Origin of the sequence: Pseudomonas sp. CFSAN084952 (assembly GCF_009648855.1) — a bacterium.
Lineage (GTDB): Bacteria > Pseudomonadota > Gammaproteobacteria > Pseudomonadales > Pseudomonadaceae > Aquipseudomonas > Aquipseudomonas paracarnis.
On the sequence record NZ_CP045767.1, the window covers coordinates 287102 to 300917 of the forward strand.

The 13816-nt window shown below is 60.5% G+C and carries 15 protein-coding genes and 1 riboswitch; of the genes, 9 read left to right on the forward strand and 6 right to left on the reverse strand.

Features of this window, described 5'->3' with window-relative positions; all coding sequences use genetic code 11:
• Positions 1 to 17: 17 nt before the first annotated feature.
• The gene (locus GH769_RS01380; RefSeq protein WP_014716947.1) at positions 18 to 227 is read right to left on the reverse strand and encodes a hypothetical protein; all 210 of its coding nucleotides are present in this window, start codon (positions 225 to 227) and stop codon (positions 18 to 20) included.
• A 182-nt stretch (positions 228 to 409) separates the two neighbouring features.
• On the opposite strand from GH769_RS01380, the gene GH769_RS01385 reads away from it, so the two are divergent.
• The gene (locus GH769_RS01385) at positions 410 to 667 is read left to right on the forward strand and encodes a hypothetical protein (protein ID WP_014716948.1); all 258 of its coding nucleotides are present in this window, start codon (positions 410 to 412) and stop codon (positions 665 to 667) included.
• A 180-nt stretch (positions 668 to 847) separates the two neighbouring features.
• Here GH769_RS01385 and GH769_RS01390 read toward each other — a convergent pair whose 3' ends face one another.
• Positions 848 to 2011 (reverse strand): 1-acyl-sn-glycerol-3-phosphate acyltransferase, encoded by a 1164-nt coding sequence (locus tag GH769_RS01390; RefSeq protein ID WP_014716949.1) that lies wholly within the window; start codon positions 2009 to 2011, stop codon positions 848 to 850.
• Between the two features lie 132 nt (positions 2012 to 2143).
• Here GH769_RS01390 and GH769_RS01395 point away from each other — a divergent pair, with 132 nt between their 5' ends.
• The 4 genes from GH769_RS01395 (at position 2144) to GH769_RS01410 (ending at position 4216) form a co-directional block, all read left to right on the forward strand.
• Positions 2144 to 2326, forward strand: a complete 183-nt coding sequence (locus GH769_RS01395; RefSeq protein ID WP_032903367.1) for a CPXCG motif-containing cysteine-rich protein — start codon at positions 2144 to 2146, stop codon at positions 2324 to 2326.
• Between the two features lie 32 nt (positions 2327 to 2358).
• Positions 2359 to 2619 (forward strand): putative signal transducing protein, encoded by a 261-nt coding sequence (locus tag GH769_RS01400; protein WP_014716951.1) that lies wholly within the window; start codon positions 2359 to 2361, stop codon positions 2617 to 2619.
• Between the two features lie 37 nt (positions 2620 to 2656).
• A complete protein-coding gene (locus GH769_RS01405) occupies positions 2657 to 3277 on the forward strand; it encodes an SOS response-associated peptidase (protein ID WP_014716952.1) in 621 nt (206 codons plus the stop codon).
• Positions 3278 to 3397: 120 nt separating this feature from the next.
• On the forward strand, positions 3398 to 4216 hold the full coding sequence (locus GH769_RS01410; protein ID WP_014716953.1) for a M48 family metallopeptidase: 819 nt from the start codon (positions 3398 to 3400) through the stop codon (positions 4214 to 4216).
• Between the two features lie 231 nt (positions 4217 to 4447).
• Here GH769_RS01410 and GH769_RS01415 read toward each other — a convergent pair whose 3' ends face one another.
• The 3 genes from GH769_RS01415 to GH769_RS01425 form a co-directional block, all read right to left on the reverse strand.
• Positions 4448 to 5032, reverse strand: a complete 585-nt coding sequence (locus tag GH769_RS01415) for a TMEM165/GDT1 family protein (protein ID WP_014716954.1) — start codon at positions 5030 to 5032, stop codon at positions 4448 to 4450.
• Positions 5033 to 5120: 88 nt separating this feature from the next.
• A riboswitch (yybP-ykoY riboswitch) is annotated at positions 5121 to 5240 on the reverse strand.
• Between the two features lie 51 nt (positions 5241 to 5291).
• Positions 5292 to 6290 (reverse strand): class I SAM-dependent methyltransferase, encoded by a 999-nt coding sequence (locus GH769_RS01420; protein ID WP_032903366.1) that lies wholly within the window; start codon positions 6288 to 6290, stop codon positions 5292 to 5294.
• A 30-nt stretch (positions 6291 to 6320) separates the two neighbouring features.
• Complete coding sequence (locus GH769_RS01425) at positions 6321 to 7286, reverse strand: 2-hydroxyacid dehydrogenase (protein ID WP_032872246.1); 966 nt, start codon at positions 7284 to 7286, stop codon at positions 6321 to 6323.
• Between the two features lie 84 nt (positions 7287 to 7370).
• Here GH769_RS01425 and GH769_RS01430 point away from each other — a divergent pair, with 84 nt between their 5' ends.
• The 4 genes from GH769_RS01430 (at position 7371) to GH769_RS01445 (ending at position 13550) form a co-directional block, all read left to right on the forward strand.
• Entirely contained in the window at positions 7371 to 8003 is a 633-nt protein-coding gene (locus GH769_RS01430) for a LysE family translocator (protein WP_014716957.1), read from the forward strand.
• Between the two features lie 265 nt (positions 8004 to 8268).
• On the forward strand, positions 8269 to 9951 hold the full coding sequence (locus GH769_RS01435; protein WP_014716958.1) for a fatty acid--CoA ligase: 1683 nt from the start codon (positions 8269 to 8271) through the stop codon (positions 9949 to 9951).
• A gap of 332 nt (positions 9952 to 10283) precedes the next feature.
• A complete protein-coding gene (locus tag GH769_RS01440; RefSeq protein WP_003188640.1) occupies positions 10284 to 12143 on the forward strand; it encodes a DUF1302 domain-containing protein in 1860 nt (619 codons plus the stop codon).
• A gap of 42 nt (positions 12144 to 12185) precedes the next feature.
• Positions 12186 to 13550 (forward strand): DUF1329 domain-containing protein, encoded by a 1365-nt coding sequence (locus GH769_RS01445; protein WP_014716959.1) that lies wholly within the window; start codon positions 12186 to 12188, stop codon positions 13548 to 13550.
• A gap of 76 nt (positions 13551 to 13626) precedes the next feature.
• On the opposite strand, the gene GH769_RS01450 is transcribed toward GH769_RS01445, so the two are convergent.
• Positions 13627 to 13791, reverse strand: coding sequence for a hypothetical protein (locus GH769_RS01450; protein WP_153649474.1), 165 nt, complete (start codon positions 13789 to 13791; stop codon positions 13627 to 13629).
• Between the last annotated feature and the right edge of the window lie 25 nt (positions 13792 to 13816).

Below are 13816 nucleotides of genomic sequence, written 5' to 3' on the forward strand. Positions count from 1 at the left end.
TTATGCCTGTGGTTTTGTCATGCCGCCGTATCGACATAAAAGTCCAGCATGCTCACGCCGGTGAGCACATCCAGCTCCGGCAGATCGGCATGCTGGTGCCCGCCGAGGGCGCAATACACCAGCCAATGGCGGTCCTGAACGTTGAACGCGAGGCTGCCGATCAGCGCCTCCTGTTCATCGCTCTGGGCGATCAGATACAGCCGATCCTGGTTTTGCGCATGCAGCATGACAAGCTCCTCAAGCGTCGAAGGGCAACAGAGTGGCTTGTTAAGGTGACGTTCAGGTGACGGCGTAAATTACTGGATACATTAGCCGTCCATGGGGAAGGAGCATTAAAGGCGCAGGAGGCGACGATCGTTCAGGAGTGTATCTGGACTGATACCCGAACACTGGTTCACCGAGGTTTGCGATGGCGCTGCCCGCACTGCTCATTAATATTGTTGCCCTGTTGGTTGCCTGCTCGGGCGCCTGGGTGCTGTTCATCACCCGCCTGCATGCACAGCGTGCGATGGCCGACCTGGCCCTGCGCAGCGAAGAGCGCGCTATCGACCAGCCGATGCTGTTTCTGGATACACGCACCGAACGGGCGCATCGCCTGGCGTACCGCGTCGGTTTTGCTTGCCTTGGCTTGGCCCTGGCCATCTCCTGGCTCAGCACCCACTTCTAATTCCACTGCAAAACCAAATGTGGGAGCGGGCTTGCCCGCGAAGGCGGTGTATCAGCCGCTGAATCTTTAACTGACCCACCGCTATCGCAGGCAAGCCAGCTCCCACACTGGCCATGTACTGCCCACAGAATCAGCGCCTGCCCCATATCCCCAGTGGGCTCACATATTTGGGTTGGGTGTTTATAGAGGGATCCCAGCCTTGACTCGGTATTGGTTGCGTACCGGCGTCGCATACTGCACCACCAGATAAGGCCGGTGCTCCGCCGGGCACTCGTTCAAGCGCCGCTCCCATTCCGCCTTGGCCTTGGCCAGCTCATCGGCCGGGAATACGTCCGCCGCCTTGGGCACCTGCAATTGCGGGTCGGCGTCACTCCACTGCGCATATGCCAGGTAGTGCACCGGGAACAACCGATAGCCGCCCAGGATCTGCCGGTCCATCTCCACGGCCAGCAGCTTGGTGTCTTCGAAACGCTCGGTGATCGGCGGCGCAAAGTTCACGTGCACCCGGCCTTTATAGCCGGTAATGCCCAGGGCAATGCTCACATCATCCTCGCCCGGTGCCTTGCTGTAGGTACCGGTGGTGGCGCGGATATACAACTCGCGGGCTTTGGCGGCATCGCAAGGGTCGTACTCGTAGCTGATGGACACCGGCGTCAGGTTCAACGACTGGATGACCTCGGCAAATGGCTCGTCCTTGCGGCTGACGTGGAACATCTTGAGGATCGCCGATTCGGTACGGTCATCGCCATCCTTGGCCCGGCCTTCAGCCTGGGCAATCCAGATCGACTGGCAGTCGTTGCGGATCGAATGGTTGATGTAGGCCGACAGCAGGTTGTAAGCCGCCATCTTCTCCTTTCGCCCGGTGATCGAACGGTGCACGATGAAGCTCTTGTTCAAGCGCATCAGGTCGCTGACAAACGGCTTTTGCAGCAGGTTGTCGCCGATGGCGATGCGCGGCGTCGGCAGGCCGGCGTGGTACACGGCGTAGTTGACGAAGGCCGGATCCATCACGATGTCGCGGTGGTTGGCCAGGAACAGGTAGGCGGTGCCGGATTTCAGTTGCTCGACGCCGGTATAGGTCACGCCGTCGGTCGCCCGGTCAATGGTGTGGTCAACGTAGTACTCGACCTTGTCCTGCAGCGTGGCCACGGTGGTGACGCCAGCGAACTCACGGCGCAGTTTGCGCGCGATCATTGGCTTGAGCAGCCAGCCCAGGGCGCCTGCAAAGCGCGGGAAGCGGAAGTGGGTCAGGATGTCCAGAAAGGCCTTGTCACTGAACAGGCGCGCCAGCACTGCCGGGACTTCGCTGTCGTTGTAAGGTCGGATGGTATCGAATTCGCCCATCATGCTCTCTTGTTAGAAACGGCTAGGGTAAGTAAAAGGAAATGTCAGGGTGCGGTCCGAATAAGGGGCCGGCCAAGAATAGCCCTGTAAATAGACCGGCGATTATACGCACAAGTCACCTGGGAGACTGCGATGCTCGAAACTGCGCTGTACGATTGTCCTTATTGTGGCGAAGGGGTCGAGACAACGGTGGATTTGTCCGGTGGTGACCAGACCTATATAGAAGACTGCCAAGTGTGTTGCCGGCCGATCACATTCGACCTGCAAGTTCATGGTGAAGAGTGGATGCTTGAAACCCGCAGCGAAAATGAATAATGCGCAGCGGGAACGAATAAAAAGGTACGCCCATGCAGCGAGTCTACGAACCGGAAAACCTGATGGAGGGCGAGTTGTTGCAGCAGATGCTTGCCAGTGAAGGCATCGAGGCGCATCTGGTGGGGCGCCACCTGCTCGGCGGCACGGGCGAGTTGCCGATCTTCGGCTTGCTGGGGCTGGAGGTCGATAACGATCAGGCGGCTGTTGCCCGCGAGCTGATCACTGCCTATATCGGCGCGCAACCGTTGCCCGGCGACGAACCCGACAGCTTCCCCGACGTATTGGTCTGTTAGGCTGTCGGTCGGTTTACCCCAAGAGTCGTGTTGCCCCATGTGTGGACGTTATGCCCTGTTTCGCTGGAACCCTGCCTTTGCTGCCTTGCCCGGCTTCCCCGCGGATCAGCAGGCCCAGTGGAACATTTCCCCCAATGATTCGGTACTGATCCAGCGCCTGAGCGAAGGCCAGCTCACCCTGGCGCGTGCCCGTTGGGGCCTTACGCCGCCTTGGCTGACAGACCTGTCGCGTACTCCAGCCCATGCCCGCGCCGAAACCCTGGCCGAACAACCGATGTTCCGTGAAGCGTTCCGCCAGCGCCGCTGCCTGCTGCCGGCCAACGGTTTCTACGAATGGCGCGGCACCCAGCGCAAGCGCCCGTATTGGCTCACGCCGGGGGAGGGCTCCACGTTGTTCTTTGCCGCAGTGTGGGAAGCGTATCCGGTGCAGGAGCAGGTATGGCTGAGTACGGCGGTGGTTACCCAAGCGGCGCAAAGTCAGCGCCGGCCATTGATCCTGGACGCGGCAGCGCAGGCCGCCTGGCTCGACCCCGAGACACCGCTGCATGTATTGCAGAGCCTGCTGGCGGCTGAGCCTGCCGTGCTGCGCGAGCGGGTGCTGGCCAATATGGTCAACGATCCGAAGCTCAATGGGCCCGAGTGCCTGACCCCGGCGTGAGCTTTGCCAGTCCGGTCGCGTTCGGATGTATCTGAAATTCAGCGGTTAAACGTCTGGTGTATCTGGCGCAGATACCAATGACCGCCTACGATACGCGCCATGTTTTCAGGGAGCGTGTTCATGAAGAAGTCATTGGTGGTAAGCGGTTTGGTTGCAGCGATGCTGCTGGCGGGTTGTCAGTCGGTCAATACCACCAGCGGCGGCGCCGTTGGGGTGGAGCGCAAGCAGTACATGTTCAGCATGCTGTCGAGCCAGGAAGTCGACCAGATGTATGCCCAGTCTTATCAGCAGACCCTGGGTGAAGCCAGCAGCAAAGGGGTGTTGGACAAGACCAGCGCCAACGCCAAGCGCGTGCAGGCCATTGCCAAGCGCCTGATCGCCCAGGCTCCGACTTTCCGCGCGGATGCGGCCCAGTGGAACTGGGATGTGAACCTGATCAAAAGCGATGAGATGAACGCCAACTGCGGGCCTGGCGGCAAGATCCTGGTGTACAGCGGCTTGATCGACAACCTCAAGCTCACCGATGACGAACTGGCCGCCGTGATGGGCCATGAAATCGCCCACGCCTTGCGTGAGCACGGCCGAGAAGCCATGTCCAAGGCTTACGGTATCCAGATGGCCAAGCAGGGCGCCGGGGCAATATTCGGTCTCGGCCAGGACAGCCTGGCACTGGCCGATACCGTGGCCAACTACGGCATGACCTTGCCCAACAGCCGCAGCAATGAAAACGAAGCCGACCTGATCGGCCTGGAACTGGCCGCCCGCGCTGGTTACAACCCGAACGCGGCCATCACCTTGTGGAACAAGATGGCCAAGGCTTCGGAAGGCGCACCGCCGGAATTCATGAGCACGCACCCGGCTTCCGACAGCCGCATCGCGTCCTTGCAGGCGGCGATTCCGAAGGTAATGCCGCTCTACCAGCAGGCCAAGAAGTCCTGATCGACGCCCTGTGGCAGCGAGTTCGCTCGCGAATGCGGTGTTGCAGTGACTCATTCAGTGACTGATACCTCGCCTTCGCGGGCAAGCCCGCTCCCACAGGGTCCTATGCCAGGCGCTGATTCTGGACCACTGTGGGAGCTGGCTTGCCTGCGATAACGCCCGTTCAGCAACAGATTCAGTGACTGATACGCCGCTATCGCGGGCAAGCCCGCTCCTCCCGCCCTGATCGGTTTACAGCCAGCCGCTGCTCTGCATGGCCTTGTACACCGCAATAATCGCCAGCACGAAGAACGCCGTAGCCGCCAAGCGACGAATCAAGGTCAGCGGCAGCTTCTCCGCGGCAAAATTCCCCGCCAGCACCACCGGAACGTTGGCAATCAACATGCCCAGGGTGGTACCGATAATCACCAGCCAAAGTTCCGGGTATTGCGCCGCCAGCATCACCGTGGCGATCTGGGTCTTGTCACCGATTTCGGCGAGGAAGAATGCAATCAAGGTGGTCAGGAAGGGCCCGAACTTACGGGTGGTACTGGCTTCGTCATCATCGAGTTTGTCCGGCACCAGGGTCCACAGCGCCGTGGCGCAGAAGCTCGCGGCGAGGATCCAGTGCAGCACCGCATCCGAGAAGAAACTCCCGAACCAGGCGCCCACGGCACCGGCCGCCGCATGGTTGGCCAGGGTCGCGGCGACGATACCGGCGATGATCGGCCAGGGCTTGCGAAAGCGCGCAGCAAGGATGAGTGCGAGCAGTTGCGTCTTGTCGCCGATTTCGGCCAAGGCAACGATTGCGGTAGGAACGAGTAGTGAATCCAGCATCAGGTAGTTTCCAGGGGCGGGTCGACACGGCTATGACACGTACAGCCTTCCCGCCCCGGGTAAGGTGTGCGTGTCATAGGTCTTGTCAAACCCCGGTCCGTCTGTGCGGACTCCTGGGTCGCATACGCCATGGTCTGCTGACCAAGTATGTTGACGTATGCCGGACGAGCATGGCGCTCGTGGGAGACTACTCCCCTAGGACGCTGCGGATTCTGCCTAGGCAAAACCCATTCGGCAAGCGTTCTTTTTCAAACCTCCGTCAGGGACGCTTGGCGCGGTAAATGCGAAAACCATTGCCTTCGGCCTTGATTGCGCAGATGCCCAAATGCTCTTCGATCAGTGGCTGGTACTTCAGGAAACTATTGGCGACCAAGCGAAGTTCGCCACCTTTTGTCAGGTGTTTCGCCGCTTTTCGCAGCAGGTTCTCCGTGGCGAAATAATCGGTGTGCACGCCGACATGGAACGGCGGATTGCTCAAAATCGCATTCAAACCCATGGGCGCGGCGTCGATACCGTCACCGGTCAACACATCAGCTTCCAGGCCGTTCGCTGCCAGCGTCAGGCGACTGCTGGCGGCGGCGAAGGCATCCACATCCAGCATCGTCACGGTGTTATGCGGGTAGCGGCGTTTGACCGCAGCCCCCAACACCCCGGCGCCGCAACCGAAATCGAGCAGGTTGCCGCTGGGCAGCTTGTCCAAGTGCTCCAGCAACAACTCGGTGCCGCGGTCCAGGCGACCATGGCTGAACACCCCTGGCAAGCTCACCACCTTCAGCGGGCCTTCGGCCAGCGGTACGTCGAAGACCTGTGCCAGGCTCTCAAGCTCCACGGCGTGCGGCGCGTTGGCGACGGTGACCTGCCACAGCTGGCAATGCCGTGCACTATCGAGCTTGCGCGGTTTGCCGAACGGAACCATCTGTTTGGCGGCGCTTTCGATACCCCCCTTTTTCTCGCCCACCAGAAACAGCTCAGCGCCAGGCAGGCGCGCGGCCACGGCGTTGAGCAGGTAGTCGGTGAGGTCTTTGGACTTGGGCAGGAAAATCACCGCCGCATCAAAGGCGCGCTCTGGCACCGTCACGCCAAACTGGCTGCGCTCTGCGAAGCGCGCATCGAGCGCCGCTTGGTCACCGGCATGCCAGCACCAGCCGTGGGCATTGGGCAGGCGCCCAAGCAAATCGTCGGCAGGCAAACCTACGAGCAGCAGGTTGCCTTGAAAAAGTTCGGCCTGGCGAAGCAGTACTTCACTGCGCGGATCCATAGTCTGCTCCTTGAAAAGGGGCGCAGTTTATCAACTGACGACGCGCAGCGGGGTGCCGTTGAAAAAGCCCTGGGCGTTTTCCGTGAGCTGGCCGACGATGCGCTGCCGCGCTTCGCGACTGCCCCAGGCGTTGTGGGGCGTGACGATCAAGCGTGGAATGTTTCCCGCCAGCAGCGGATTACCAGTGACTGGCGGCTCGACACTCAACACGTCAGTCGCCGCGCCGCCAAGATGACCACTGCGCAGCGCGTCGGCCAGGGCCTGTTCATTGATCAAGCCACCGCGTGCGGTGTTGACGATAAACGCGCCGGGCTTGAGCAGCGCCAGTTCACGGGCGCCGATAAAGTCGCGGGTGTGTTCATTGAGTGGGCAATGCAGGGTCAGCGCATCGACCTGGGTCAGCAATTCGTCCAGCGGCACACGGTCGGCGCGGGCAGGGCGCCCAGGTATCGCGCCGAGCACCACGCGCATGCCGAACGCTTCAGCCAGGCGTGCCACGGCACTGCCCAATTCACCGTGGCCGAGCAGGCCGAGGGTTTTGCCTTCCAGTTCGACGATCGGATGGTCCAGCAGGCAAAACTGTTTGGCCTGCTGCCATTTGCCAGCGGCCACATCCTGTTGATAGTCCTTCAAGCGCGTGGCGAGGTTGAGCAGCAGCATGATCGTATGTTGTGCCACCGACGGCGTGCCATAGCCCTGGCAGTTGCTCACGGTGATGCCGTGGGCGCGGGCCGCTTCAAGGTCGATATTGTTGGTGCCAGTGGCCGACACCAGGATCAGTTTGAGCTCGGGGCAGGCGGCCAGGGTTTGCGCCGTGAGCGGGATTTTATTGCTGATGGCGACTTGGGCGCCCTGCAAGCGCTCCAGCACATTTTCTGGCGTGGTCTGTTCAAACAACTGAAGCTGGCTGAAGCAGTCATGCAAACCGCTGAGGTCGAGGTCGCCCAAGTCCAGGGAAGGGTGGTCGAGGAAGACGGCGCGGCGATTGTTCATGATCAACTGTACCTTTTGCGACGAGGTTCGAAGGCGTAATCTGCCGAGCCTATCAGATGAAATAATCAGTTACTTAATGGAGTGAGCATGTACGTCGCCGAGTTTTTGACCGTAGCCTTGATTCACTTGTTGGCAGTGGCGAGCCCCGGCCCGGATTTCGCCGTGGTGGTGCGTGAAAGCGTGACCCACGGCCGCCGTGCCGGAACCTGGACGGCCTTGGGTGTCGGTTCGGCGATTTTCCTGCATGTGGGTTACTCGTTGCTGGGTATCGGCTTGATCGTGTCCCAGTCTATTGTGCTGTTCAATGCGTTGAAGTGGGCCGCAGCCGCGTACCTGCTGTACATCGGCTTCAAGGCCCTGCGCGCTCAGCCGGCCAAGCCTGCAGCCGAGGGCGAGTTGCACCGTGAAGCGGGCGAGCGCACCCCACGCGGCGCGTTTACCGCAGGCTTTGTGACCAATGGCTTGAACCCCAAGGCCACGCTGTTCTTCCTGTCGCTGTTCACCGTGGTGATCAACCCCCACACGCCGCTGGCGGTACAGGCTGGTTACGGTGTGTACCTGGCGGTGGCCACGGCCCTGTGGTTTTGCCTGGTGGCCATGTTGTTCAGCCAGCAGCGCGTGCGCGCCGGGTTTGCAAAGATGGGTCATTGGTTTGATCGGACCATGGGCGCGGTGTTGATTGCCATCGGGGTGAAGCTGGCCTTTACCAGCATGAAATAATCACTTTTCTCAAGTCAGCACAGTCCAAATGTGGGAGCGGGCTTGCTCGCGAATGCGGTGGTTCAGTCAAAGATATACTGGCTGACACTCCGCATTCGCGAGCAAGCCCGCTCCCACATTGGGTCTCATTAGGTCCTCGGTAATGGCGTAACGCTAGCATTTGCTGGTCCCTGCAAATCATTCCTTTGGCTGATTTGGCTGAAACATAAGCGCTCTACAGTGCAGGTCTTCAAGCCAAGACCGTGCAGTCATTAAAGGGATTCTTATGTTGCAGACCCGTGTTATCCCGCCCGCCGAAGGTGCGTACCAGTACCCGCTGTTGATCAAGCGCCTGTTGATGTCCGGGACTCGCTACGAGAAGACCCGGGAAATTATCTACCGCGACAAGCTGCGCTACAGCTACCCGACGCTGATCGAGCGCGTTGCGCGCCTGGCCAATGTGCTGACCGAAGCCGGGGTCAAGGCTGGTGATACTGTGGCGGTGATGGACTGGGACAGCCACCGTTACCTAGAGTGTATGTTCGCCATCCCGATGATCGGCGCGGTGATTCACACCATCAACGTGCGCCTGTCGCCAGAACAGATTCTGTACACCATGAACCACGCCGAAGACCGCTTTGTGCTGGTCAACAGTGAGTTCGTGGGGCTCTACCAGGCCATTGCCGGGCAGCTCACCACCGTCGACAAGACCTTGTTGATTACCGATGGTGACACCCTCACCGCCGAGCTACCCAACCTGGTGGGTGAGTATGAAACCCTGCTGGCCGCGGCCAGCCCCATCTATGACTTCGAGGATTTCGACGAAAACTCGGTCGCCACCACCTTCTACACCACCGGCACCACCGGTAACCCCAAGGGCGTGTACTTCACCCACCGGCAACTGGTGCTGCACACCATTGGCGTGGCGACCATCATGGGCAGCGTCGACAGTGTGCGCCTGCTGGGCACCAACGATGTGTATATGCCGATCACGCCGATGTTCCACGTACACGCCTGGGGCTTGCCGTATGTGGCGACCATGCTCGGGCTCAAACAGGTGTACCCCGGCCGCTACGACCCCGAATACCTGGTGGAACTGTGGCGCAAGGAGAAGGTGACGTTCTCCCACTGTGTGCCGACCATTCTGCAAATGGTGCTCAACGCCAAGGCTGCGCAGAACGTGGATTTCGGCGGCTGGAAAATCGTCATCGGCGGCAGCGCCCTCAACCGTTCGCTGTATGAAGCTGCCAAGGCTCGTGGCATTCAGCTGACCGCTGCGTATGGCATGTCCGAGACCGGGCCGCTGGTGTCCTGCGCTCACCTCAATGATGAGCTGATGGCCGGCAGCGAAGATGAGCGCACCACCTACCGCATCAAGGCCGGTGTGCCGGGCCCGTTGGTCGAGGCGGCAATCATGGACACCGACGGTCGTTTCCTACCCGCCGATGGCGAAACCCAGGGCGAACTGGTGCTGCGCGCGCCGTGGCTGACCGAGGGTTACTACAACGAGCCGCACAAGGGCGCCGAGCTATGGGCCGGTGGCTGGCTGCACACCGGTGATGTGGCCACGCTGGATGCCTTCGGTGTGATTGATATCCGCGACCGCATCAAGGATGTGATCAAGACCGGCGGCGAATGGATCTCTTCCCTGGCACTCGAAGATCTGGTCAGCCGCCACCCGGCGGTACGGGAAGTGGCGGTGGTGGGCATTGCCGACCCGCAATGGGGCGAGCGGCCCTTCGCCTTGTTGGTGGTGCGTGAAGGGCATGTGATCGATGCGCGAGAGCTCAAGGAACACCTCAAGCCTTTTGTCGAGCTGGGCCATTTGAGCAAGTGGGCGATCCCGAGCCAGATCGCCGTTGTTACTGAAATTCCCAAGACCAGTGTCGGCAAACTCGACAAGAAACGTATCCGTGTCGACATCATCGAATGGCAGGCCAACAACAGCACGTTCCTGTCCACGCTCTAAACCTTCTCGCCGCGCCCGTTCGGGCGCGGCAATGCTCTATATCAAGCCTTTACTTGTGATTTGCCGAATTTCAGCCATCCTTCCCGCGTCGACCTTCGTCGGCGTGGCGAAAGGGTTGTGGCAGACAGGTTGGTGATGCAAATCACACTTTAGAGGGATCAAGCACTACCCCCCTCTGGCTATAGTCCCTTTCAGAGTTTTTCGCGGATGTTGCGCTTCGAGCCATGGAGGCTCGGTGGCGATGCGGCATTGGAATCGTTGTATCCCGGCCGTTACATCTGAAGAAAGGGCTCACTGCCATAACAATAAAATATGCACATGGAGTAGCGTCGATGACCTCAGTAAACCAGTTCTGGCGCCGGGCAAGACTGCCCCTGGCCGTCAGCCTCGCTTCTACGCTCGCCGGGCCGGCATTCGGCGTCAGTTTCAACATTGGTGAAATCGAAGGGAGCTTTGACTCGTCGCTTTCCGTGGGGGCGAGCTGGTCCACGGCCAAACCCAATCGTGACCTGATCGGTGCCAACAACGGCGGCAAGGGCCTGTCCCAGACCTCCGATGACGGGCACTTGAACTTCAAGCGCGGCGAGACGTTCTCGAAGATCTTCAAGGGCATCCACGACCTGGAACTGAAGTACGGCGACACCGGTGTGTTTGTGCGGGGCAAGTACTGGTACGACTTTGAACTCAAGGACGAAAGCCGTCCGTTCAAGGACATCAGCGACAACAACCGCAAGGAAGGCGCCAAGTCTTCGGGCGGGCAGATTCTCGACGCATTCGTCTACCACAACTACTCGATTGCCGATGCGCCGGGTTCCGTGCGTTTTGGTAAGCAGGTGGTGAGCTGGGGCGAAAGTACCTTCATCGGCGGCGGCATCAACTCCATTAACCCGATCGACGTGTCGGCGTTTCGCCGTCCGGGGGCCGAGATCAAGGAAGGCTTGATCCCGGTGAACATGTTCTACGTGTCCCAGTCGCTCACCGACAACCTGTCGGCCGAGGCGTTTTACCAGCTGGAGTGGGACCAGACCGTGACCGATAACTGCGGCACGTTCTTCTCGCAGCCGGACGTGATCTCCGATGGTTGCAGCAATAACCTGCGGGTACTGAACAAGCGTTCGACCATTCCTGCCGCCGCCCTGCCGACCCTGGGTGCCTTGGGGGTGGACGTGAACAGCGAAGGCGTGCTGGTGCGCCGTGGGCCGGACCGTGATGCCCGCGACAGCGGCCAGTTTGGCGTGGCCATGCGCTACAACTTCGAACCGCTGGATACCGAATTCGGCGCCTACTTCATGAACTACCACAGCCGTGCGCCGATCTTCAGCGCGCAGGGCGCGCCATCGGCGGCCTACACGCGTCCGCTGGGGCCACTGGGGGCCTTGCGACCGTTGATCGTGGCGGGTAGCTCGAACTACTTCGTCGAGTACCCGGAAGATATTCGCCTCTACGGCCTGAGTTTCTCCACCACCTTGCCTACCGGCACCGCCTGGAGCGGTGAGTTGAGCTACCGTCCGAATGCGCCGGTGCAGTTGAGCACCACTGACATTCTGTTCGCCGGTGTCACGCCGATCCCCGGCTTTGGCAATGCGTCCGTGCTCAAGGGCACGCCGGGCCAGGACCTGCACGGCTACAACCGCAAGGAGGTCACCCAGTTCCAGACCACCTTCACGCACTTCTTCGACCAGGTCATGGGCGCCAGCCGCCTCACCACCGTCGGTGAAATCGGCGTGACCCACGTGGGTGGCCTGGAAAGCAAATCCCAGGCTCGTTACGGCCGCGACCCGGTGTTCGGCCCAGGCACGCTGCCAGGTGGGTTCTGCAACGCCCTCAACAACTCCACCGCCAACGGCGCCGGCTTGCCCAACGCTGCTGGCCTGAACACCAACTGCAACAACGACGGCTATACCACCGCAACGTCCTGGGGCTACCGCGCCCGTGCCATCTGGGAATACCCGGACGTGTTCGCCGGCGTGAACCTCAAACCCAACGTGGCCTGGTCCCATGACGTCAAAGGTTACTCGCCAGGCCCTGGCGGCAACTTTGAAGAAGGTCGCAAGGCGGTCAGCCTGGGCCTGGATGCCGAATACCAGAACACCTATACCGCGAGCCTGGCGTACACCAACTTCTTTGGTGGCAAGTTCAGCACCGTGGATGACCGCGACTTTGTCGCCTTGAGCTTCGGCGCCAACTTCTAAGCACACTCTTTTCAAGTGGCATGTATTCAGGAAGACCAGAGCATGAAAATAACAAAAAGTCTGTTGCACGTGGGTGTGCTTGGGCTGTCGATCCTGGCGAGTAACGTCATGGCGGCAGTCTCGGCAGATGAAGCCGCCAAGCTCGGCACGACCCTGACCCCGATGGGCGCCGAGATGGCCGGTAACGCGGCCGGCACCATTCCAAAATGGTCGCCATTGCCGACCAATGCCGGTGCGGTCGACGCCCGTGGTTTCCTCGCCAACCCGTATGCCAGCGAGCAACCGCAGTTCACCATCACCGCGCAGAACGTCGAGCAGTACAAAGACAAGCTGGCCCCCGGGCAATACGCGATGTTCAAGCGTTACCCGGACAGCTTCAAGATGCCGGTGTACCCGACCCATCGCGGCGCCACCGTGCCGGCCGAGGTGTTTGCCTCGATCAAGAAAAACGCCACCACCACCAACCTGGTGTCCGGCGGCAACGGTCTGGAAAACTTCGAAACCGCCGTCCCGTTCCCGATTCCCAAGAGCGGCGTTGAAGTGATCTGGAACCACATTACCCGTTACCGCGGCGGCAGCGTGACCCGCCTGGTTACCCAGGCCACCCCGCAAACCAACGGTTCCTACAGCCTGGTGTACTTCCGCGACCAGTTCGTGTTCCGTGACAAGATGAAGGATTTCGATCCGAAAAACCCAGGCAACGTGCTGTTCTACTTCAAGCAGCAAGTGACTGCGCCAGCGCGCCTGGCCGGTGGTGTGCTGCTGGTGCACGAAACCCTGGACCAGGTCAAAGAACCGCGTTCGGCCTGGGTCTACAACGCCGGGCAGCGCCGTGTGCGTCGGGCGCCGCAAGTGTCCTATGACGGGCCGGGTACTGCCGCCGATGGCCTGCGCACCTCCGACAACCTCGACATGTACAACGGTGCGCCGGACCGCTACGACTGGAAGCTGGAAGGCAAGAAAGAAATCTACATTGCCTCCAACAGCTACAAGATCGACGATCCCAAGCTCAAGTACGCCGATATCATCAAGGCTGGCCACATCAACCAGGACCTGGCTCGCTACGAGCTGCGCCGTGTCTGGCACGTGGTCGCCACCTTGAAGGAAGGCCAGCGCCACATCTACGCCAAGCGTGACTTCTACATCGACGAAGACACCTGGCAGGCAGCGGTGATCGACCACTACGACGGTCGTGGCCAACTGTGGCGCGTCGCCGAGGCCCATGGTGAGAACTACTACGACAAGCAAGTGCCGTGGTACGCCCTGGAAACCCTCTACGACCTGCAGTCCGGCCGCTACCTAGCCCTGGGCATGAAGAACGAAGAGAAGCAGGCCTATGACTTCGGCTTCACCGCCAGCACCAGCGACTTCACCCCTGCGGCCCTGCGCCAGGACGGTGTTCGCTAACCTCTGCTGATGCTCTCTGAATGATCGCTCCCACGCTCTGCGTGGGAGTGCTTCCTGTGACGCTCTGCGTCACGCCTCAAAAGTCGACGCGCAGCGTCGAAGTCTGCATTCCCACGCAGAGCGTGGGAACGATCATTCCTGGATGGGCGCGTTTTTTTTTGTGCTTCGCGAGCAAGCTCGCTCCTGCTTCTTGCTTGGCGGCTGGAAGGGATATTTCTTGTCGCAGTTCTTTTTCAGCCATTTGTTGCAAAGATCTACAATCCCGC

Bases quoted from the DNA above. Each gene is read 5' to 3' on its own strand.
- GH769_RS01400 (WP_014716951.1), top strand. From the start codon at position 2,359: ATGCAGCGAGTCTACGAACCGGAAAACCTGATGGAGGGCGAGTTGTTG.
- GH769_RS01430 (WP_014716957.1), top strand. From the start codon at position 7,371: ATGTACGTCGCCGAGTTTTTGACCGTAGCCTTGATTCACTTGTTGGCA.
- GH769_RS01415 (WP_014716954.1), bottom strand. From the start codon at position 5,032: ATGCTGGATTCACTACTCGTTCCTACCGCAATCGTTGCCTTGGCCGAA.
- GH769_RS01445 (WP_014716959.1), top strand. From the start codon at position 12,186: ATGAAAATAACAAAAAGTCTGTTGCACGTGGGTGTGCTTGGGCTGTCG.
- GH769_RS01385 (WP_014716948.1), top strand. From the start codon at position 410: ATGGCGCTGCCCGCACTGCTCATTAATATTGTTGCCCTGTTGGTTGCC.
- GH769_RS01405 (WP_014716952.1), top strand. From the start codon at position 2,657: ATGTGTGGACGTTATGCCCTGTTTCGCTGGAACCCTGCCTTTGCTGCC.
- GH769_RS01440 (WP_003188640.1), top strand. From the start codon at position 10,284: ATGACCTCAGTAAACCAGTTCTGGCGCCGGGCAAGACTGCCCCTGGCC.
- GH769_RS01420 (WP_032903366.1), bottom strand. From the start codon at position 6,290: ATGGATCCGCGCAGTGAAGTACTGCTTCGCCAGGCCGAACTTTTTCAA.
- GH769_RS01380 (WP_014716947.1), bottom strand. From the start codon at position 227: ATGCTGCATGCGCAAAACCAGGATCGGCTGTATCTGATCGCCCAGAGC.
- GH769_RS01450 (WP_153649474.1), bottom strand. From the start codon at position 13,791: ATGGCTGAAAAAGAACTGCGACAAGAAATATCCCTTCCAGCCGCCAAG.
- GH769_RS01410 (WP_014716953.1), top strand. From the start codon at position 3,398: ATGAAGAAGTCATTGGTGGTAAGCGGTTTGGTTGCAGCGATGCTGCTG.
- GH769_RS01435 (WP_014716958.1), top strand. From the start codon at position 8,269: ATGTTGCAGACCCGTGTTATCCCGCCCGCCGAAGGTGCGTACCAGTAC.
- GH769_RS01390 (WP_014716949.1), bottom strand. From the start codon at position 2,011: ATGGGCGAATTCGATACCATCCGACCTTACAACGACAGCGAAGTCCCG.
- GH769_RS01395 (WP_032903367.1), top strand. From the start codon at position 2,144: ATGCTCGAAACTGCGCTGTACGATTGTCCTTATTGTGGCGAAGGGGTC.